This window comes from Pseudomonas sp. AC172, from assembly GCF_979258595.1.
Genome location: NZ_OZ409868.1, coordinates 3,642,501 through 3,661,954, shown reverse-complemented (window position 1 = coordinate 3,661,954; position 19,454 = coordinate 3,642,501). Strand labels below are relative to the sequence as shown.

General features: G+C 58.3%; 19 protein-coding genes, 4 tRNA genes and 1 riboswitch. Of the genes, 18 read left to right on the top strand and 5 right to left on the bottom strand.

Features of this window, described 5'->3' with window-relative positions; translation table 11 throughout:
- Positions 1–104 precede the first annotated feature (104 nt).
- The 7 genes from ACZ0A4_RS16510 (at position 105) to astE (ending at position 7,973) form a co-directional block, all read left to right on the top strand.
- Complete coding sequence (locus ACZ0A4_RS16510) at positions 105–1,325, top strand: aspartate aminotransferase family protein (RefSeq protein WP_463575600.1); 1,221 nt, start codon at positions 105–107, stop codon at positions 1,323–1,325.
- A gap of 204 nt (positions 1,326–1,529) precedes the next feature.
- A complete protein-coding gene (gene aruF / locus ACZ0A4_RS16505; protein ID WP_016983955.1) occupies positions 1,530–2,549 on the top strand; it encodes an arginine/ornithine succinyltransferase subunit alpha in 1,020 nt (339 codons plus the stop codon).
- A gap of 51 nt (positions 2,550–2,600) precedes the next feature.
- On the top strand, positions 2,601–3,626 hold the full coding sequence (gene astA, locus ACZ0A4_RS16500) for an arginine N-succinyltransferase (RefSeq protein WP_160041483.1): 1,026 nt from the start codon (positions 2,601–2,603) through the stop codon (positions 3,624–3,626).
- The gene (astD, locus tag ACZ0A4_RS16495) at positions 3,623–5,092 is read left to right on the top strand and encodes a succinylglutamate-semialdehyde dehydrogenase (RefSeq protein WP_463577576.1); all 1,470 of its coding nucleotides are present in this window, start codon (positions 3,623–3,625) and stop codon (positions 5,090–5,092) included. Before astA ends, astD begins: the two co-directional genes overlap by 4 nt.
- A 163-nt stretch (positions 5,093–5,255) precedes the next feature.
- A complete protein-coding gene (gene astB / locus ACZ0A4_RS16490) occupies positions 5,256–6,602 on the top strand; it encodes an N-succinylarginine dihydrolase (protein ID WP_463575599.1) in 1,347 nt (448 codons plus the stop codon).
- A 57-nt stretch (positions 6,603–6,659) separates the two neighbouring features.
- On the top strand, positions 6,660–6,950 hold the full coding sequence (locus tag ACZ0A4_RS16485; protein WP_463575596.1) for a topoisomerase II: 291 nt from the start codon (positions 6,660–6,662) through the stop codon (positions 6,948–6,950).
- Between the two features lie 12 nt (positions 6,951–6,962).
- Positions 6,963–7,973, top strand: coding sequence for a succinylglutamate desuccinylase (gene astE / locus ACZ0A4_RS16480; protein ID WP_463575595.1), 1,011 nt, complete (start codon positions 6,963–6,965; stop codon positions 7,971–7,973).
- A gap of 154 nt (positions 7,974–8,127) precedes the next feature.
- On the opposite strand, the gene ACZ0A4_RS16475 is transcribed toward astE, so the two are convergent.
- The gene (locus tag ACZ0A4_RS16475; RefSeq protein ID WP_016983960.1) at positions 8,128–8,637 is read right to left on the bottom strand and encodes a 6,7-dimethyl-8-ribityllumazine synthase; all 510 of its coding nucleotides are present in this window, start codon (positions 8,635–8,637) and stop codon (positions 8,128–8,130) included.
- A gap of 103 nt (positions 8,638–8,740) precedes the next feature.
- A riboswitch (FMN riboswitch) is annotated at positions 8,741–8,913 on the bottom strand.
- A gap of 198 nt (positions 8,914–9,111) precedes the next feature.
- On the opposite strand from ACZ0A4_RS16475, the gene ltaE reads away from it, so the two are divergent.
- From ltaE to ACZ0A4_RS16435, 8 genes are all read left to right on the top strand, one after another.
- The gene (gene ltaE / locus ACZ0A4_RS16470) at positions 9,112–10,116 is read left to right on the top strand and encodes a low-specificity L-threonine aldolase (RefSeq protein ID WP_463575594.1); all 1,005 of its coding nucleotides are present in this window, start codon (positions 9,112–9,114) and stop codon (positions 10,114–10,116) included.
- 146 nt (positions 10,117–10,262) lie between these two features.
- A complete protein-coding gene (gene alaS / locus ACZ0A4_RS16465) occupies positions 10,263–12,881 on the top strand; it encodes an alanine--tRNA ligase (protein ID WP_463575593.1) in 2,619 nt (872 codons plus the stop codon).
- Positions 12,882–12,971: 90 nt separating this feature from the next.
- The gene (locus ACZ0A4_RS16460; RefSeq protein ID WP_007919332.1) at positions 12,972–14,213 is read left to right on the top strand and encodes an aspartate kinase; all 1,242 of its coding nucleotides are present in this window, start codon (positions 12,972–12,974) and stop codon (positions 14,211–14,213) included.
- 188 nt (positions 14,214–14,401) lie between these two features.
- Entirely contained in the window at positions 14,402–14,590 is a 189-nt protein-coding gene (gene csrA, locus ACZ0A4_RS16455; RefSeq protein ID WP_002554426.1) for a carbon storage regulator CsrA, read from the top strand.
- Positions 14,591–14,652: 62 nt separating this feature from the next.
- Positions 14,653–14,743 (top strand) — tRNA-Ser (locus tag ACZ0A4_RS16450).
- Between the two features lie 107 nt (positions 14,744–14,850).
- Positions 14,851–14,927 (top strand) — tRNA-Arg (locus tag ACZ0A4_RS16445).
- Between the two features lie 71 nt (positions 14,928–14,998).
- A tRNA-Arg gene (locus ACZ0A4_RS16440) sits at positions 14,999–15,075 on the top strand.
- 71 nt (positions 15,076–15,146) lie between these two features.
- Positions 15,147–15,223, top strand: a tRNA-Arg gene (locus ACZ0A4_RS16435).
- A 19-nt stretch (positions 15,224–15,242) separates the two neighbouring features.
- Here ACZ0A4_RS16435 and ACZ0A4_RS16430 read toward each other — a convergent pair.
- On the bottom strand, positions 15,243–15,761 hold the full coding sequence (locus ACZ0A4_RS16430; RefSeq protein WP_463575592.1) for a cell envelope protein SmpA: 519 nt from the start codon (positions 15,759–15,761) through the stop codon (positions 15,243–15,245).
- A gap of 321 nt (positions 15,762–16,082) precedes the next feature.
- On the opposite strand from ACZ0A4_RS16430, the gene mgtE reads away from it, so the two are divergent.
- Positions 16,083–17,525 (top strand): magnesium transporter, encoded by a 1,443-nt coding sequence (gene mgtE / locus ACZ0A4_RS16425; protein ID WP_463575591.1) that lies wholly within the window; start codon positions 16,083–16,085, stop codon positions 17,523–17,525.
- Positions 17,526–17,638: 113 nt separating this feature from the next.
- Here the strand turns inward: mgtE and ACZ0A4_RS16420 are convergent, their stop codons facing one another.
- Positions 17,639–17,965 (bottom strand): Arc family DNA-binding protein, encoded by a 327-nt coding sequence (locus ACZ0A4_RS16420; RefSeq protein ID WP_003178899.1) that lies wholly within the window; start codon positions 17,963–17,965, stop codon positions 17,639–17,641.
- Positions 17,966–18,077: 112 nt separating this feature from the next.
- Here ACZ0A4_RS16420 and ACZ0A4_RS16415 point away from each other — a divergent pair, with 112 nt between their 5' ends.
- Positions 18,078–18,233: a hypothetical protein gene (locus ACZ0A4_RS16415; protein ID WP_171057399.1), complete on the top strand. Its 156-nt coding sequence runs from the start codon at positions 18,078–18,080 to the stop codon at positions 18,231–18,233.
- 122 nt (positions 18,234–18,355) lie between these two features.
- Complete coding sequence (gene phnN, locus ACZ0A4_RS16410; protein ID WP_463575590.1) at positions 18,356–18,925, top strand: phosphonate metabolism protein/1,5-bisphosphokinase (PRPP-forming) PhnN; 570 nt, start codon at positions 18,356–18,358, stop codon at positions 18,923–18,925.
- Here phnN and ACZ0A4_RS16405 read toward each other — a convergent pair.
- Positions 18,900–19,079 (bottom strand): PA3371 family protein, encoded by a 180-nt coding sequence (locus ACZ0A4_RS16405; RefSeq protein ID WP_463575589.1) that lies wholly within the window; start codon positions 19,077–19,079, stop codon positions 18,900–18,902. The genes phnN and ACZ0A4_RS16405 overlap by 26 nt on opposite strands.
- A 20-nt stretch (positions 19,080–19,099) precedes the next feature.
- Positions 19,100–19,336, bottom strand: a complete 237-nt coding sequence (locus ACZ0A4_RS16400; RefSeq protein ID WP_463575588.1) for a hypothetical protein — start codon at positions 19,334–19,336, stop codon at positions 19,100–19,102.
- Positions 19,337–19,454 lie beyond the last annotated feature (118 nt).

Here is a 19,454-nt window from a genome sequence, read left to right as displayed (position 1 = left end):
TATAAGAAGTTGTCGCTTGGCGACAAGGCCGGGCAGAAAACTGTCCTTACAATCCCCCCATCGCTCGCCAGTTTCAGGCGGGTGGCCCTCATCAGGAGACTCCGATGTCCGTTGAGCACGCTGCGGTACAACGCGCCGATTTCGACCAGGTAATGGTTCCCAACTACGCGCCTGCCGCTTTCATTCCGGTGCGTGGCGCCGGTTCCCGTGTCTGGGATCAGGCCGGCCGCGAGCTGATCGACTTCGCCGGCGGGATTGCCGTTAACGTATTGGGCCACGCGCACCCGGCGCTGGTCGGTGCACTGACCGAGCAAGCGAACAAGCTGTGGCACGTATCCAACGTGTTCACCAACGAGCCAGCCCTGCGCCTGGCGCACAAGCTGATCGACGCCACGTTCGCCGAGCGCGTGTTCTTCTGCAACTCCGGCGCTGAAGCCAACGAGGCCGCGTTCAAGCTGGCCCGTCGTGTCGCGTTCGACCGTTTCGGCACCGAGAAGTACGAAATCATCGCCGCGCTGAACAGCTTCCACGGCCGCACGCTGTTCACCGTTAACGTCGGTGGCCAGTCGAAGTACTCCGACGGTTTCGGCCCGAAAATCACCGGCATCACCCACGTGCCTTATAACGATCTGGCCGCGCTGAAAGCCGCCGTTTCCGACAAGACCTGTGCGGTCGTGCTGGAACCGATTCAAGGTGAAGGCGGCGTGCTGCCAGCCGAACTGGCTTACCTGCAAGGCGCCCGCGAACTGTGCGACGCGAACAACGCGCTGCTGGTGTTCGACGAAGTGCAGACCGGCATGGGCCGCAGCGGCAAGCTGTTCGCCTACCAGCATTACGGCGTGACCCCGGACATCCTCACCAGTGCCAAGAGCCTGGGCGGCGGTTTCCCGATCGCGGCGATGCTGACCACCGAAGCGCTGGCCAAACATCTGGTCGTTGGCACTCACGGCACCACGTACGGCGGCAACCCGCTGGCGTGCGCGGTCGCTGAAGCGGTGATCGACGTGATCAACACCCCTGAAGTGCTGAACGGCGTGAATGCCAAGCACGACAAGTTCAAGGCACGCCTTGAACAGATCGGCGAGAAGTACGGCCTATTCACTCAAGTACGTGGTCTCGGTCTGCTGATCGGTTGCGTGCTGAGCGATGCCTGGAAGGGCAAGGCCAAAGACATCTTCAACGCCGCTGAAAAAGAAGGCCTGATGATTCTGCAAGCCGGCCCGGACGTGATCCGTTTCGCCCCGAGCCTGGTGGTGGAAGACGCTGATATCGATGCCGGTCTGGATCGTTTCGAGCGCGCTGCCGAAGCACTGACGCAAGCCTGATAGACCCTTCGGCGCCTGGAGTTTTTTCAGGCGTCGAACCCAATTTTTGATGCCGGTGAGATTCATTGTGGGAGCGAGCTTGCTCGCGAAGAGGGAGTTTCAGTCGCCATCTATGCTGACTGATACACCGCTTTCGCGAGCAAGCTCGCTCCCACAGTGTCCGGTGTTTTTTTCTGTGAATTGATAAGAGAAAGGAGTGACACCATGCTGGTGATGCGCCCCGCGCAAATGGCTGATCTGGGCGAGGTACAGCGTCTGGCTGCGGACAGCCCGATTGGTGTCACTTCCTTGCCGGATGACGTGGAACGTCTAAGCGACAAGATCGCCGCGAGCGAAGCCTCGTTCGCAGCTGAAGTGAGCTTCAATGGTGAAGAGAGCTACTTCTTCGTCCTCGAAGACTCCGCTACCGGCAAGCTGGTCGGCTGCTCGGCCATCGTCGCTTCGGCCGGTTACTCGGAGCCGTTCTACAGCTTCCGCAACGAGACCTTCGTCCACGCTTCCCGCGAGTTGAAGATCCACAACAAGATCCACGTGCTTTCGCAGTGCCACGACCTGACCGGCAACAGCTTGCTGACCAGTTTCTACGTGCAGCGCGAGCTGGTCGGTTCGCCGTGGTCCGAGCTCAATTCCCGTGGCCGTCTGTTGTTCGTTGCCAGCCACCCGGAGCGTTTCGCCGATTCGGTAGTGACCGAGATCGTCGGTTACAGCGACGAGAACGGCGACTCGCCATTCTGGGACGCGATCGGTCGCAACTTCTTCGATCTCAACTACGCCGAAGCCGAGCGCCTGTGCGGGCTGAAAAGCCGCACGTTCCTCGCCGAGCTGATGCCGCATTATCCGATCTACGTGCCGCTGCTGCCGGACTCCGCCCAAGAGGCGATGGGGCAGGTGCACCCGCGTGCGCAGATCACCTTCGACATCCTGATGCGCGAAGGCTTCGAGACTGATCACTACATCGACATTTTCGACGGTGGCCCGACCCTGCATGCACGCGTTTCGGGGATTCGTTCGATCGCCCAGAGCCGTGTGGTGCCGGTGAAGATCGGCGAGCCGGTCAAAGGTGCCGGGCGCCAGTATCTGGTGGCCAACGCGCAGTTGCAGGATTACCGCGCGGTGCTGTTAGAGCTGGATTACGCGCCGGGCAAACCGGTGACTCTGGATCTGGAAGCGGCCGAAGCCCTTGGCGTCGGTGAAGGTGCCAGCGTGCGCCTGGTGGCGGTTTAACGCCTTAGCGAGTTTCACGGGTGGCGAAAGCGGCCCGTTTGAGGAGATAGCATGATTGTTCGTCCCGTACGCAGCAGCGATTTAGCCGCTCTGATCGACCTGGCCCGCAGCACTGGCACCGGCCTCACGACTTTGCCGGCCAACGAAGAACGTCTGGCCCATCGGGTCGGCTGGGCCGAGAAGACCTTTCGCGGCGAAGCCGGCCGTGGCGATGCGGACTACCTGTTCGTGCTCGAAGACGATGACGGCCGCGTGGTGGGGATTTCTGCGATCGCTGGCGCGGTCGGCATGCGTGAGCCTTGGTACAACTTCCGGGTCGGCCTGACGGTCAGCGCTTCGCAAGAGTTGAACATCTATCGCGAGATTCCGACGCTGTTTCTGGCCAACGACCTGACCGGTAATTCCGAGCTGTGCTCGCTGTTCCTGCATGCCGATTACCGCAGTGGTTTGAACGGTCGCATGCTGTCGAAGGCGCGGATGCTGTTCATCGCTGAATTCCCGGAACTGTTCGGCAACAAGATCATCGCTGAAATGCGCGGTGTCTCCGATGACGCCGGTCGTTCGCCGTTCTGGGAAAGCCTCGGTCGGCACTTCTTCAAAATGGAATTCAGCCAGGCCGATTACCTGACGGGTGTCGGCAACAAGGCCTTCATTGCTGAATTGATGCCGAAATTTCCGCTGTACACCTGCTTCCTCTCCGAGGGCGCACGTAACGTCATCGGTCAGGTGCACCCAGATACCGAGCCGGCACTGGCCATGCTCAAGGGTGAAGGTTTCAGCTACCAGGGTTACGTCGACATCTTTGACGCCGGCCCGGCCATCGAATGCGAAACCGGCAAGATCCGCGCGGTGCGTGACAGCGAAGCGCTGGTACTGGCCGTGGGTACGCCAGGCGATGACGCCACGCCGTTCATCATCCATAACCGCAAGCGCGAAGACTGCCGCATCACCGCTGCGCCGGCGCGTCTCGCTGCCGGCACCTTGGTGGTCGATCCACAGACCGCCAAACGTCTTCAACTCAACGCTGGCGATCAAGTGCGCGCCGTGGCGTTGTCCGCTGCACGGGAGTCGAAATAATGAATTCGCTATACATCGCAGGTGAGTGGCTGGCCGGTCAGGGCGAAGCTTTTCAATCGCTGAACCCGGTGACCCAGCAAGTGCTGTGGTCGGGGGAAGGCGCGACCACAGCTCAGGTTGAATCGGCGGTGCAGGCTGCGCGTCAGGCGTTTCCGGGTTGGGCGTGTCGTTCGCTGGACGAGCGCATCACCGTGCTTGAGGCTTTCGCCGCGTCGCTGAAAAACCACGCTGACGAACTGGCTCGCACCATTGGTGAAGAGACTGGCAAACCGCTGTGGGAAGCCGCGACCGAAGTCACCAGCATGGTCAACAAGATCGCGATCTCGGTGCAGAGCTACCGCGAGCGTACCGGCGAGAAGAGCGGCCCGTTGGGCGACGCCACCGCCGTACTGCGGCACAAGCCGCACGGTGTGGTGGCGGTGTTCGGTCCTTACAACTTCCCCGGCCACCTGCCGAACGGCCACATCGTTCCGGCGCTGCTGGCGGGTAACAGCGTGCTGTTCAAGCCAAGCGAGCTGACTCCTAAAGTCGCCGAGCTGACGGTCAAGTGCTGGATCGAAGCCGGTCTGCCGGCAGGCGTTTTGAACCTGCTGCAAGGCGCTCGCGAAACCGGCATCGCGCTGGCGGCGAACCCGGGCATCGACGGTCTGTTCTTCACCGGTTCCAGCCGCACGGGCAATCATCTGCACCAGCAATTCGCTGGTCGTCCCGACAAGATCCTCGCGCTGGAAATGGGCGGTAATAACCCGCTGGTTGTTGATCAGGTCGCGGATCTGGATGCGGCGGTCTACACGATTATTCAGTCGGCGTTCATCTCTGCCGGCCAGCGTTGCACCTGTGCACGCCGTCTGCTGGTGCCGCAAGGCGCATGGGGCGACAGCCTGTTGAAGCGACTGGTTGAGGTCAGCTCGACTATTGAAGTCGGCGCATTCGACCAACAACCGGCGCCATTCATGGGCTCGGTGATTTCCCTGGGCGCGGCGAAAGCGCTGATGGACGCTCAAGCACATCTGTTGGCCAACGGCGCGGTGTCGCTGCTGGCAATGACGCAGCCGCAGGCGCAAGCCGCGCTGCTGACTCCGGGCATTCTCGATGTGAGCGCGGTTGCCGAGCGTCCGGACGAAGAACTGTTCGGCCCGTTGCTGCAAGTGATCCGCTACGTCGATTTCGAAGCGGCGATCGCTGAGGCGAATGACACTGCTTATGGTCTGGCCGCTGGTTTGCTGTCGGATTCCGAAGCGCGTTATCAGCAGTTCTGGCTGGAAAGCCGCGCCGGGATCGTCAACTGGAATAAACAGCTGACCGGTGCTGCGAGCAGCGCGCCGTTCGGCGGTGTGGGTGCCTCGGGCAACCATCGCGCCAGCGCCTACTATGCAGCGGATTACTGCGCGTACCCAGTGGCGTCGCTGGAAACCCCGAGCCTGGTGTTGCCATCGGCCCTGACGCCCGGCGTGAAGATGGCGTGATGCCAAATCGCTGGCAAGCCAGCTCCCACAGGGTTGGAGGCGTTGACACATTTTGTGTAGGACGCGATCACTGTGGGAGCTGGCTTGCCAGCGATGGCCGCACCGCGGTCTTGAAGAATAGTTACTGAAGCCTATAACAACAGATTCTCGTGGAGCCTCGCTGATGAAATCCTATGAAGTCAATTTTGACGGTCTAGTGGGGCCGACCCATAACTACGGTGGTCTGTCCTACGGCAACGTTGCCTCGCAGAGCAACAGCCAGCAATCCTCGAACCCGAAGGAAGCGGCGCTGCAAGGTCTGGCGAAGATGAAAGCGCTGATGGAGATGGGCTTTCAGCAAGGCGTGCTGGCGCCGCAGGAACGTCCGGACGTGGCCGCTCTGCGCCGTCTGGGTTTCAGCGGCACCGACGCTCAGGTTATCGAGCGCGCCGCCAAAGAAGCCATGCCGCTGCTGGTCGCCAGTTGCTCGGCGTCGAGCATGTGGGTGGCCAACGCCGCCACGGTCAGCCCGAGTGCTGACACCGCTGACGGTCGTGTGCATTTCACCGCCGCCAACCTCAACTGCAAGTACCACCGCAGCATCGAACACCCGACCACCAGTCGCGTGCTCGGTGCGATGTTCGCCAATCAGCAGCACTTCGCCCATCACGCCGCATTGCCGGCCGTGGCACAGTTCGGTGACGAAGGCGCAGCCAACCACACGCGTTTCTGCCGTGAGTACGGCGAGGCGGGCGTCGAGTTCTTCGTGTTCGGTCGCAGCGCGTTCGACAACCGTTTCCCGGCGCCGCAGAAGTACCCGGCCCGTCAGACCCTCGAAGCGTCGCAAGCGGTTGCCCGCTTGCACGGGCTGCGTGATGAAGGCGTGGTCTTCGCCCAGCAGAACCCGAACGTGATCGATCAGGGCGTGTTCCACAACGACGTGATCGCCGTGGGCAATGGCGAGGTGCTGTTCTATCACGAGGACGCGTTCCTCGACACCGAGTCGATGCTGGCAGAGCTGCAAAGCAAACTCGCCAAAGTCGGCGGTAACTTCCAGTCCGTGTGTGTGCCGCGTTCGGCAGTCACCGTGGATGACGCAGTGCGTTCGTACCTGTTCAACAGCCAATTGCTGTCGCGTCCTGACGGTTCGATGCTGCTGATCGTGCCGCAAGAGTGCCAGGCCAACGAGCGCGTGTGGGCGTATCTGCAAAGCCTGACCAGCTCTGGCGGTCTGATCCGCGAAGTGAAAGTCTTCGATCTCAAGCAAAGCATGCAGAACGGTGGTGGCCCGGCATGCCTGCGACTGCGCGTCGCGCTTAACGAAACCGAACTGGCGGCCGTCAACCCAGGGGTTATCATGACGCCACCGTTGTACGGTTCGTTGACCGCATGGGTTGAAAAGCACTACCGCGACCGCCTGAGCGAAACCGATCTGGCGGATCCGCAATTGCTGCTTGAATGCCGGACGGCACTGGATGAACTGACGCAAATCCTTAAACTGGGCGCGGTTTATCCATTCCAGATCAATTGATGGCCGGCGTGTCGCCTGACCGCGGCGCGCGGCTTGTCTACCCAAGAGAGTAAAAACATGAGCGATTCCCTGCAGCTGATCCTTGAAGACACCGACGGCACGCAACTGGAGACTTCCTGCACCCGCGTCGCGGTCATGTGGCAAGGCAAAGAGCTGTGGATTCAGCAGGACGGCCGTGGCCAACTGCTGATTGGCGTGGACGTTGAAGAAGGTGATGCCGAGTACGCCAACCTGCTGCTGCGCCCATTGGCGACTAATCTGGTAAGTCTGCAACTGGAAATGGAACCGGCTGACGTCGTCGACGACGAAGACCACGTGCACGGCCCGGATTGCAACCACGACCACTAAGGAAACCGCTCTATGCTCGCCCTCGGCAAACTGCTTGAACTGACCCTCGCCGGCCGCGAACCGGCGGAGAAGACTCAACTGACTGTCGAAGGCGTGCGTATGCGCTGGTTGAGCGAAGGTGCGCTGGAAGTCCGGCCGCCGGAAGCACGCGACAATGGCCTGGACCTGCTGCTGTCGGCAGGTATCCACGGCAACGAAACGGCACCGATCGAGTTGCTTGATCGGTTGCTGCACGACATCGCTCGCGGCGATCTGAAGCCGCGCGCACGCATTCTGTTTCTGTTCGGTAACCCCGAGGCGATTCGCAAAGGCGAGCGTTTCATCGAGCAGGACGTCAATCGGCTGTTCAACGGCCGTCATGAACAAAGCAGTGGCAGCGAAGCGCTGCGAGCCTGTGAGCTGGAGCGTTTGGCGGCAAGCTTTTTCAGCAAACCGGATCGCCAGCGTCTGCATTACGACCTGCACACCGCTATTCGCGGTTCGAAGATCGAGCAGTTTGCCTTGTATCCGTGGAAGGAAGGTCGTCAGCATTCACGTGTTGAGCTGGCGCGCCTGCGCGCTGCCGGGATGGAAGCGGTGCTGTTGCAGAACAAGCCGTCGATCGTGTTCAGCTCTTATACCTACGACAAACTCGCTGCCGAGTCCTTCACGCTGGAACTGGGCAAGGCGCGGCCATTCGGACAGAACGACGGAGTTAACGTCTCGCTGCTGGAAACCCGTTTGAAGCAGATCATTGAAGGCACCGAGCCGGAAATGGCTGAAGCGCAGCTGGACGGTTTGCAGCTGTTCAGCGTCGCCCGGGAAATCATCAAGCACAGCGATGCGTTCCGCTTGAACCTGCCACAGGACATCGAAAACTTTTCCGAGTTGGAAGTGGGTTATGTGCTGGCCGAAGATCTGGCCAATACCCGCTGGATCATCGAGGAAGAGGGCGCGCGGATTATCTTCCCAAACCCCAAGGTCAAGAACGGTTTGCGCGCGGGCATCCTGATTGTCCCCACCACCGACGAAAATCTCGCCTGATCCAATTTCCGGTCTGACATATAACCCTGTGGGAGCGAGCTTGCTCGCGAATGCAATCTGGCATTCAACATTTGAGTTGGCTGTCAGTCCGCTTTCGCGAGCAAGCTCGCTCCCACAGGGGAATGAGTGAGACCACAGATCTCACTCATCGTGTTTACACCGCTACAGCACGCGGCTCGGTGCGACGCAACGCACGAACCTTCTGCAGCGTATCCGCACAAGTGCGCGCCGCTTCCTGACCTTTGTGTACGAAGTGCTCGAAGAAGAATTTCTGATGTTCGTCGCCAGCATGGAAGTGATGCGGCGTCAGCGACACCGAGAACACCGGCACTTCAGTTTCCAGTTGTACTTGCATCAAGCCGCTGACCACCGACTGGGCAACGAATTCGTGACGGTAGATGCCGCCGTCCACGACCAAGGCTGCCGCGACGATGCCGGCATAACGGCCGGTCTTGGCCAGCAATTTGGCGTGCAGGGGCATTTCAAAGGCGCCGCCGACTTCGAAGATGTCGATGTCCGATTCCTGATAACCCAAGGCAATCATTTCGGCGACGAAGCCTTTACGGCTCTGGTCGACGATTTCCTTGTGCCAGCAGGCCTGGATGAACGCGACGCGCTCGCCATGAGGGTGTTTGCTTTTGCTGTCGATAGCGGTGGGTTGCATGTTCTGACTCCTGTTTGTGTGAAAAACAGGGCGTTATGAATCGAAAGGGATTCAAGGGTACGAGCGCACGCACGAATGCACGCGGACGGCCCTTTGGCGTTAATCCCGTTCTCTCTTCATCCGGACTATGACCGTCGGCCCCGGAATCACACCGGGTCTGCTGACCTTGCCGTCGATCACCGCTTAATGCCGTGTTCGCCGCCAAGCGCTCGCGGGCTATGCGCATTGCGCGCAATTACCGCCGGTGGGGAATTGCACCCCGCCCTGAGAACGTTTTTGCCGCCCTTTCTCGGGCGGCGCAGCGTTTTTAACACAGATTGTGTATCTGTGCATTGCGCCTTTCTGATGATTGTCATCGAATTTTTTGACGGCTCGAAACGACTTTTCCTTGCGCAAGGGTTGATTAATCCACGCAATGACCGCAGTAATCCCACTTCGTAAAGGGATTTCCCCTGCTGATTAGAGGCCAGGTTCATGAGCGTTATCGATCTTCGCAGCGACACCGTCACCCAACCGACTCCCGCCATGCTCGACGCGATGACCGCTGCGGACACCGGTGACGATGTGTACGGCGAAGATCCGACGGTGAATCGTCTGGAAGCAGAGTTGGCTAAACGTCTGGGCTTCGCCGCCGCGTTGTTCGTGCCGACCGGCACCATGAGCAACTTGCTGGGGTTGATGGCGCACTGTGAGCGCGGCGACGAGTACGTCGTGGGTCAGCAGGCGCACACCTACAAGTACGAGGGCGGTGGCGCGGCGGTGCTCGGTTCGATCCAGCCACAGCCGCTGGAAGTGCAGGCTGACGGTTCGCTGGATCTGGATCAGGTCGCCGCAGCGATCAAACCTGACGACTTCCATTTCGCCCGAACCCGTTTGCTGGCGCTGGAAAACACCATGCAAGGCAAAGTGTTGCCGCTGGAGTATCTGGCCCGCGCCCGTCGCTTCACGCAGGACAAAGGCTTGCAACTGCACCTCGACGGCGCGCGCCTTTACAACGCCGCGGTCAAGCTAGGCATCGATGCACGGGAAATCACTCAGTACTTCGATTCGGTGTCGGTCTGCCTGTCCAAAGGCCTCGGCGCGCCGGTCGGCTCGGTGTTGTGCGGTTCCGAGCAATTGATCGCCAAGGCTCGCCGTTTGCGCAAAATGGTCGGCGGCGGCATGCGTCAGGCCGGACTGCTGGCAGCAGCGGGGCTGTACGCGCTGGATCACAACGTCGAGCGTCTGACGGATGACCACGCCAACGCGCAGTTTTTGGCCGACGGTCTGCGTGAAGCAGGTTTCATCGTCGAACCCGTGCAAACCAACATGGTTTATGTGCAAATGGGCGACAAAGCCGAAGCGATCAAGGCCTTTGCCGGCGAACGCGGGATCAAGTTGAGCGCCGCCGCACGTCTGCGTATGGTCACGCACATGGACGTCAACCGCTCGCAAATCGAGCAAGTGATCGCGACATTTGTCGAGTTTTCGCGCAAGTGACAGCGTTAGCCGTCCAATTGACCGTTTCTATCGTATAAACACGCTGTACCCCGCGCGCAGGGCCGATATAATGCGGCCCTTTGCCGTCGCTTCGTCTGTTGACGTTTCGAACAGGCCTTTGGCCGCAGCCTCCGTGGAAGAACCTAATGAAAAGCGCAGAAATCCGTGAAGCCTTCCTTCGCTTCTTCGAAGAGCAAGGCCACACCCGTGTAGCCTCCAGCTCTTTGATTCCGGGCAACGACCCAACCCTGCTGTTCACTAACGCGGGGATGAACCAGTTCAAGGACTGCTTCCTGGGCCAGGAAAAACGTGCGTACACCCGTGCAACCAGCAGCCAGAAATGCGTGCGTGCCGGTGGCAAGAACAGCGACCTGGAAAACGTCGGTTATACCGCTCGTCACCACACATTCTTCGAAATGCTCGGTAACTTCAGCTTCGGTGACTATTTCAAGAAGGACGCGATTACCTACGCGTGGACCTTCCTGACCGGCGTTCTGCAACTGCCGAAGGAAAAACTCTGGGTCACCGTCTACGCCTCGGATGACGAAGCGTATGACATCTGGACCAAAGAAATCGGTGTGCCGGTCGAGCGCATGATCCGCATCGGCGACAACAAAGGCGCGCCCTACGCCTCCGACAACTTCTGGACCATGGGCGATACCGGCCCGTGCGGCCCATGCACCGAAATTTTCTACGATCACGGCGACCACATCTGGGGCGGCCCACCGGGCTCGCCGGAAGAAGATGGCGACCGTTACATCGAGATCTGGAACAACGTGTTCATGCAGTTCAACCGCACCGCCGATGGCGTGTTGCATCCGTTGCCAGCGCCGTCGGTCGACACCGGCATGGGCCTGGAGCGGATCAGTGCGGTGATGCAGCACGTCAACTCCAACTACGACATCGATCTGTTCAAGAACCTGCTAAAAGCTTCGGCTGAGGCAATCGGTTGCGAAAACGGCGATCAGTCTTCGCTGAAAGTGGTGTCCGACCACATCCGTTCGTGCGGTTTCCTGATCGCTGATGGCGTGCTGCCGTCCAACGAAGGTCGCGGTTATGTGCTGCGCCGGATCATCCGTCGCGCTTGTCGTCACGGCAACAAGCTGGGCGCCACCGGCAGCTTCTTCTACAAGATCGTTGCTGCACTGGTTGCCGAGATGGGCGAAGCCTTCCCGGAACTGAAGAAGCAGCAGAGCAACATCGAGCGTGTGCTCAAGGCTGAAGAAGAGCAGTTCTCCAAGACTCTGGAGCACGGCTTGAAGATCCTCGAGCAGGATCTGCTGGAACTCAAGGGCACCGTGGTGCCGGGCGACGTGGTGTTCAAACTCTACGACACCTACGGTTTCCCGATGGACCTGACCGCCGACATCGCACGTGAGCGCAGCCTGACGGTCGACGAAGCCGGTTTCGAGCGTGAGATGGAAGCCCAGCGTGTTCGCGCGCGTTCGGCCAGCTCCTTCGGTCTGGACTACAACACCCTGGTCAAGGTCGATGTGGCCACCGAGTTCACCGGTTACAAAGACACCAGCGGTTCGGCAAAAATCGTCGCTATCTATAAAGATGGCCAGTCGGTCGACGTCTTGAATGAAGGCGAAGAGGCGGTGATTGTTCTGAATCAGACGCCGTTCTACGCTGAATCCGGCGGCCAGATCGGCGACTGCGGTTATCTTCAGGCCGGCAGCAGCCGTTTCGACGTGCGTGACACCACCAAGACCGGCGGCGCGTTCCTGCACCACGGTGTGCTGGACTCGGGCAGCCTGACCATTGGCGCGCCGGTGGAAACTCACGTCGACGCGGAAGTGCGTCACGCGACTTCGCTGAACCACTCGGCCACGCACTTGCTGCACGCCGCACTGCGCCAAGTACTCGGCGAGCACGTTCAGCAGAAAGGTTCGTTGGTCGATAGTCAGCGCCTGCGTTTCGACTTCAGCCACTTTGAAGCGATCAAGCCGGAACAGATCAAAGCACTGGAAGACATCGTCAACGCCGAGATCCGCAAGAACTCCGCCGTTGAAACCGAAGAAACCGACATCGAAACGGCGAAGAACAAAGGCGCGATGGCGCTGTTCGGCGAGAAGTACGGCGACAGCGTGCGCGTGCTGAGCATGGGCGGCGACTTCTCCGTCGAACTGTGCGGCGGTATCCACGCCAACCGTACCGGCGACATCGGCCTGCTGAAAATCATCAGCGAAGGCGGTGTGGCTTCGGGTGTACGTCGTATCGAAGCAGTCACCGGTGCTGCGGCACTGGCCTACTTGAATGCCGCAGAAGAACAACTCAAGGAAGCGGCCAGCCTGGTCAAGGGCAGCCGCGACAACCTGATCGACAAGCTGTCGGCTGTGCTGGAGCGCAACCGCCAACTGGAGAAGCAACTCGAGCAGTTGCAAGCCAAGGCGGCCAGCGCTGCGGGCGACGATCTGTCGTCCTCGGCTCTGGACGTCAAAGGCGTGAAGGTTTTGGCCGCACGTCTGGATGGTCAGGACGCCAAGGCGCTGCTGGCGCTGGTTGATCAGTTGAAGAACAAACTCGGTCGCGCAGTGATCCTGCTCGGCAGTGTCCATGAGGAAAAGGTCGTATTGGTTGCAGGCGTAACCAAGGACCTGACTGGCCAACTCAAAGCCGGTGATTTGATGAAGCAGGCTGCTGCGGCAGTGGGCGGGAAGGGCGGTGGTCGTCCGGACATGGCGCAGGGCGGCGGTATCGACGCCGGCGCGCTGGATGGCGCATTGGCGCTGACCGTTCCATTCGTCGAGCAGGGTTTATAAGGCAGTCCGTCCGGCCCGCAGTCTAGTGGCGGGCCGGGCGGCTGTTCGAGTGATTATTGGGCGCCCTTCATGGGCAGAGGCGGCTTTGAAATGGCTTTGATCGTACAGAAATTTGGAGGCACCTCGGTCGGTACCGTCGAGAGAATCGAGCAGGTTGCCGACAAGGTTAAGAAATTCCGCGATGCCGGCGATGACCTGGTGGTCGTGCTGTCTGCAATGAGCGGCGAAACCAACCGTCTGATCGATCTGGCCAAGCAAATCAGTGGCGACACTCAACCGGTTCCGCGAGAACTGGACGTGATCGTTTCCACCGGTGAGCAGGTGACGATTGCCCTGTTGGCCATGGCGCTGATCAAGCGCGGTGTGCCGGCGGTGTCGTACACCGGTAATCAGGTGCGGATCCTGACCGACAGTGCGCACAATAAAGCGCGTATCTTGCAGATTGATGACCAGAAGATTCGTGGTGATCTGAAAGCCGGTCGCGTGGTGGTTGTCGCCGGTTTCCAGGGCGTCGACGAGCACGGCAACATCACCACCCTCGGTCGCGGCGGTTCCGATACGACTGGCGTGGCGCTGGCTGCTGCGTTGAAGGCTGACGAGTGCCAGATCTACACCGACGTTGATGGCGTTTACACCACCGACCCGCGTGTTGTGCCGGTCGCTCAGCGTCTCGACAAGATTACCTTTGAAGAGATGCTGGAAATGGCCAGCCTCGGTTCCAAGGTGTTGCAGATCCGTGCGGTGGAATTCGCCGGCAAGTACAACGTTCCGCTGCGCGTACTGCACAGCTTCAAGGAGGGTCCGGGCACCCTCATTACTATTGATGAAGAGGAAACCATGGAACAGCCGATCATTTCCGGCATCGCTTTCAACCGCGATGAAGCCAAGCTGACCATCCGTGGCGTGCCAGACACCCCGGGCGTGGCGTTCAAGATTCTCGGCCCGATCAGTGCCGCGAACATCGAAGTCGACATGATCGTGCAGAACGTTGCGCACGATAACACCACCGACTTCACTTTCACCGTGCACCGCAACGACTACCAGGCCGCACAGACCGTGCTGGAAAACACCGCTCGCGAGATTGGTGCCCGTGAAGTGGTTGGCGACACCAAGATTGCCAAGGTCTCGATCGTCGGCGTCGGCATGCGTTCCCACGCAGGTGTGGCCAGCCGCATGTTCGAATCCCTGGCCAAGGAAAGCATCAACATCCAGATGATCTCGACTTCGGAAATCAAGGTTTCCGTGGTCATCGAAGAGAAGTACCTGGAACTGGCCGTGCGCGCCCTGCACACGGCTTTCGAACTGGATGCGCCGGCCCGTCAAGGCGAGTAATTCCGTTCAACTGAAGGGCGCGGTCTGACCGCGCCCTTTATTTTTTGAATGGCGCGAGCCCTGAACTGTTCTTTTGCTCGCGCTGGTCAATACTCAGGCATGTAGGGCTACGATCGCTCCGGTTGTAGGTCGGGTGCCTTTTTTTTGCAGACTGTTGTCCCTGAACTGAATTGCGTGAGGAGAAAGGTATGCTGATTCTGACTCGTCGGTGCGCAGAAAGCCTGATTATCGGTGATGGCGAAATCACCGTGACCGTGCTCGGCGTTAAAGGAAACCAAGTGCGTATCGGCGTCAACGCCCCGAAAGAGGTTGCCGTGCACCGTGAGGAAATTTACCTGCGTATAAAGAAAGAGAAGGACGAAGAACCAAGCCATTAATTTTTATCGATTTTTATGTTTGCAAACGGGGAAAAGGTTGGTTAAGATACGCCCCGTGTTGCGGAGAGCTGGCCGAGTGGCCGAAGGCGCTCCCCTGCTAAGGGAGTACACCTCACAAGGGTGTCGGGGGTTCGAATCCCCCGTTCTCCGCCATTATTTGCTTAGTACGTCGTAATCTGGCTTTTTCTGTAAGTTGTTGAAATTAATAGAAAAAGTGGTTGGAATAGAGATTAGACGGGCTATAATGCGGCGCAACAAATGCACTCGTAGCTCAGCTGGATAGAGTACTCGGCTACGAACCGAGCGGTCACAGGTTCGAATCCTGTCGAGTGCACCATTTAAGAGTCAGTTACAGCGATGTAAATGACTTGGCTTCAACCAGATGTGATCTGGTCTAAAAACACAAATGCACTCGTAGCTCAGCTGGATAGAGTACTCGGCTACGAACCGAGCGGTCACAGGTTCGAATCCTGTCGAGTGCACCATTTAAGAGTTAGTTGCAGCAATGCAGATAACTTGGCTTCACTCAGTTGTGGTCTGGGTTAAAAACACAAATGCACTCGTAGCTCAGCTGGATAGAGTACTCGGCTACGAACCGAGCGGTCACAGGTTCGAATCCTGTCGAGTGCACCATATACCGAAAAGCCCGCGTTTAACGCGGGCTTTTTGCTGTCCGCGATTTGGCTTTTGCCTTCACGCATCCTCTCTCGTCAAATTCTATTTGAGCACTACGGCCCCGCTTGAGGTCGTATCGATAGCTCGTTGTCGATGTTCGAATATTCACCTTGTCCGGTTTGCCTAGCGCGCTTTCGACATCTTGCTGACTCATGCCGGCAATCACGCGTTGATTTATGATCGCGGCGCGACGTTGTCTGGCGTCGATCAGATTTCCGCATTTGTCTTCGGTGTGGCCAATGATGCCTGGTTCGCGGCCTTTGGTTGTCATGCCTGATGTTTCCTCGTGGTTGTGTTCCGGCGTCACTGCCACAACCGATCCGGGTGAGTAGGGGTGGACTTCCTGTACTGAGCGCCGTTCTCCCTGGGCGCAGCTCATCGATGTGAAGGTGATACTGCCATCGACGGCTTCGCAGCGATGGAGGGTAAGGGCGGCCCCGGTGGGAGGCAGGCAGAGCAGGCAGGTGAGCACAAGGTGGGATGGTTTCAATGGCATTCGACGTCCTCCATGACGATCTACTCTCAAGGGTAGACGCTACATCTTTCAACGCTGGTGTGTTTTCTTTTCAGGATGAGTCGTCGCATTTGCAGGGATCAGGACAGCGCTCAGGTTTGTTTCGCAAGCGCTTGTTTCGACCGCGATTTTTTAACGTTTTAAACCGTCAGGCGGTGTATCATTGCGCCCGTCAGCCCCGCCGGGGCTTATGGAAAACCTCCATGGACTTACCCAGTAGTTACTCAGTACCCCGTTTCACCAATCATGAATTGACTGATTGATCCTTCCGGCGTGCCCCGCTGCTGGGAGTGGAGTTCGCCTATGTCTGAAATCGAAGTAAAGAAAACACAAGAAAGCCTGCAGGATCGCCTGGCTCAGGTCGTCGAACTGCTGCAGCGTCAGCGGGTCGTCGAAGACCTGACTCACCGCCAGGAAGGCGCGCATCACGATCGCGTCGAAAATCTGGTTCACCGACAAAATCTCGTCGAGCTGCAACGCAAGCTTGATGATCTGCACTCCGCCGACGTTGCTTACATCCTTGAAGCCTTGCCGCTGGATGATCGTCTGACGCTCTGGCAATTGGTCAAGGCTGATCGCGACGGCGATATTCTTCTCGAAGTATCCGACTCTGTTCGTGAAACGCTGATCGCCGACATGGACGATCACGAACTCCTGGCTGCGGCTAAGGACATGGACGCCGACGAACTTGCTGACTTGGCTTCCGAGCTGCCGCGAGACGTCGTCCATGAGCTGATGGAGAGCCTGGATAACCAGCAACGTGAACGCGTACGGTCGGCTCTGTCTTACGACGAGGAGCAGGTCGGTGCGTTGATGGACTTCGAGATGGTGACCATCCGTGAGGATGTCAGTCTCGAAGTGGTTCTGCGTTATCTGCGTCGACTCAAAGAGCTCCCCGGCCACACTGACAAGCTGTTTGTGGTCGATTACGACGGCGTGCTCAAGGGTGTGCTGCCGATCAAGCGCTTGCTGGTCAACGATCCTGAGAAACAGGTTGCCGAGGTGATGGCCAGCGATCCGGTGAGTTTTCACCCGGACGAAGATGCCTATGACGCCGCGCAGGCATTCGAGCGTTACGACTTGATCTCGGCCCCTGTAGTCGACAAGAACGGCAAGTTGATCGGACGTCTGACCATCGACGAAATGGTCGACCTGATTCGTGAGGAAAGCGAAAACGAAGTTCTCAACATGGCCGGTCTGCGCGAAGAAGAAGATATCTTCGCTTCGGTCTGGAAATCTCTGCGTAACCGCTGGGCGTGGTTGGCGATCAATTTGATCACTGCGTTTGTCGCCTCTCGAGTGATCGGTCTGTTCGAAGGTTCGATCGAGAAGCTGGTGGCGCTCGCGGCACTGATGCCGATCGTGGCGGGTATCGGCGGCAATTCCGGTAACCAGACGATCACCATGATTGTTCGCGCCATGGCGCTCGATCAGGTAAGCACTGGCAATACCTCGCGTCTGATGCGCAAGGAGTTGGCGGTGGGCTTGATCAATGGCTTGGTCTGGGGTGGTGTGATCGGCGTCGTTGCTTATCTGCTCTACGGCAGTTGGTCGTTGGGCGTGGTAATGACGGCAGCGATGACGCTGAATCTGTTGCTGGCTGCGTTGATGGGGGTGCTGATCCCTATGACTCTGGCGAAGATGGGACGAGATCCGGCGATGGGGGCGAGCGTGATGATCACTGCGATGACGGACAGTGGAGGTTTCTTCATCTTCCTGGGGCTGGCGACCATCTTCCTGCTCTGACCGGTATTAGCGAAACTGCCCGCCAATTGGCGGGCTTTTTTGTGTCTGCGAAATCTCAAATGCCGCGCAAAAAAAAGCCAGCAGTTAAGCTGGCTTGAGATGTTCGGTATGGCTCAGGACGCGTCTGCTGCCATTTCGGCGTCATGGGCAATCAAGGACACCAAAGCATTTTGCTGACGATGAGATAGCTGGCGGAAACGTTGCAACAACTCACGCTCGTGCAACGACAGCTCCGGGCTGTCCAGGCGCATGCTCAGCTCTTCGCCCAGTGCACCTTCCTGAATAAGACTCTGCTCAAGGCGCGCAATGATCTCGGAGTTCATGCTGCGATGATGATTGCGAGCCACCTCGGCAATGCGTTCACGCATTCCGTCTGGCAGACGTACGACGAACTTGTCAGCCGTACGGCTGGAATAAATTGCCTGTTTCAATGGGCGCATATATTTAACCGGTTAGTTCAGGGGAGCGGTTCTCGGGATTGGCCGCAGGATGTGTGGTAGGACAAGCATCCGCGCCAAATGGTTCAACCTGAATTGTTAAGAGGCCCGCATCATGCCTCAAAATTGCCAGATCATTGGCGTCAATTCTGTGACAAATATTGAGCTGGGTAAAGGCGTAATGCCAGCACCAATTATCAGAAATGCGGACTGGTTTGAAATCTTCGCCTCTGTCCGCATCCTTGCCCGCTTCCTGCCGCACATCAATTGATGTCCGAAGGCATCAGAACGTGCATGCTATGTGGGTTCTGCATCCTTGTTCCTTACCTGTACAGGATAGTGGCAAATTGCCGATTTACTAGTGGCAGGCACCCGCTGGAGGGCGTTTTCAGGATGGATGGCAAGTTAATTTATTTGATGGGGCCTTCCGGTTCAGGCAAGGACAGTCTGATTGAGGCAGCTCGGGAGCCATTACGTGCTTTGAATTGCCAGGTGATGCGCCGGGTGATCACTCGATCTTCCGAATCGGTAGGGGAGGATGCTATCGGTGTAACACCGGAAGAGTTCGAGCGTCGCGAGCATGCTGGCAATTTCTCGCTGGCTTGGCGTGCCAATGGTCTTGCCTACGGGATTGCCGTGGAAATGGATCAAAGGCTCAGTGCTGGACAGCATGTACTGGTCAATGGCTCTCGGGCAAATCTTCGTCAAGCGATGGAATGCTATCCAGCGCTGGTGCCGGTTTTGCTGACGGTCAGGGATGAAGTGCTGCGAGAGCGTCTGCTCAAGCGTGGCAGGGAAACGCTTGAACAAATTGACGCAAGACTGGCTCGCAATGCGTTATTCAAGGATAGGAGATCAAGTGATGGGCCAGTTCATCTTGTCGACAATTCCGGAGACTTGGCGGACGCTGTCAATGTGCTCTTGCGTCTGATCAGGCTCAGCGTAAAACCGGATCAAATTTGATTTTTCGTCCTGCTGCCAATGCCAGCACAAATAGCACGGCAAAAACGGCGCAGCCAATCAGGGGCAGGGTGATTTCAGCGCCCTCGAACAGCGATAAATGCACAACGCCACTCAAAAGGGCGAGGATCAGAAATCCCGCAGCTGACTTGGACATGTTGTACTCCTGAAGATATTTCAAAAAACCAGATGTTCGGAGGTCAGTGCTGGTCGCACCTGCTCAGAGTTACTGACGGCCTGCGGGGTAGAGGTGCTCTGATCGCTCAGTACTGCCAGTTGGGGTGCTTTTTGTACCTGCAAGTAATGCGGCATGCGCTGAGCCAATGGCTCCGGCGAGTCGCTTGCGGGCATAAAATGGAAGCTCACCAAAACCGCCAGAGCAATTGCGTTTGCAAGCAAAAGAGTGCTGTTCATGGGCGTAGCTCCGATTGTTCTTCTATAGAACAGACAAAGCAGCCGTCGTGCCAATAGTCTAACCTCTGTTAAGTCCTTTAAAAACAAGCATTTGAGCGAGCTTTTAGGATTGTGCAGG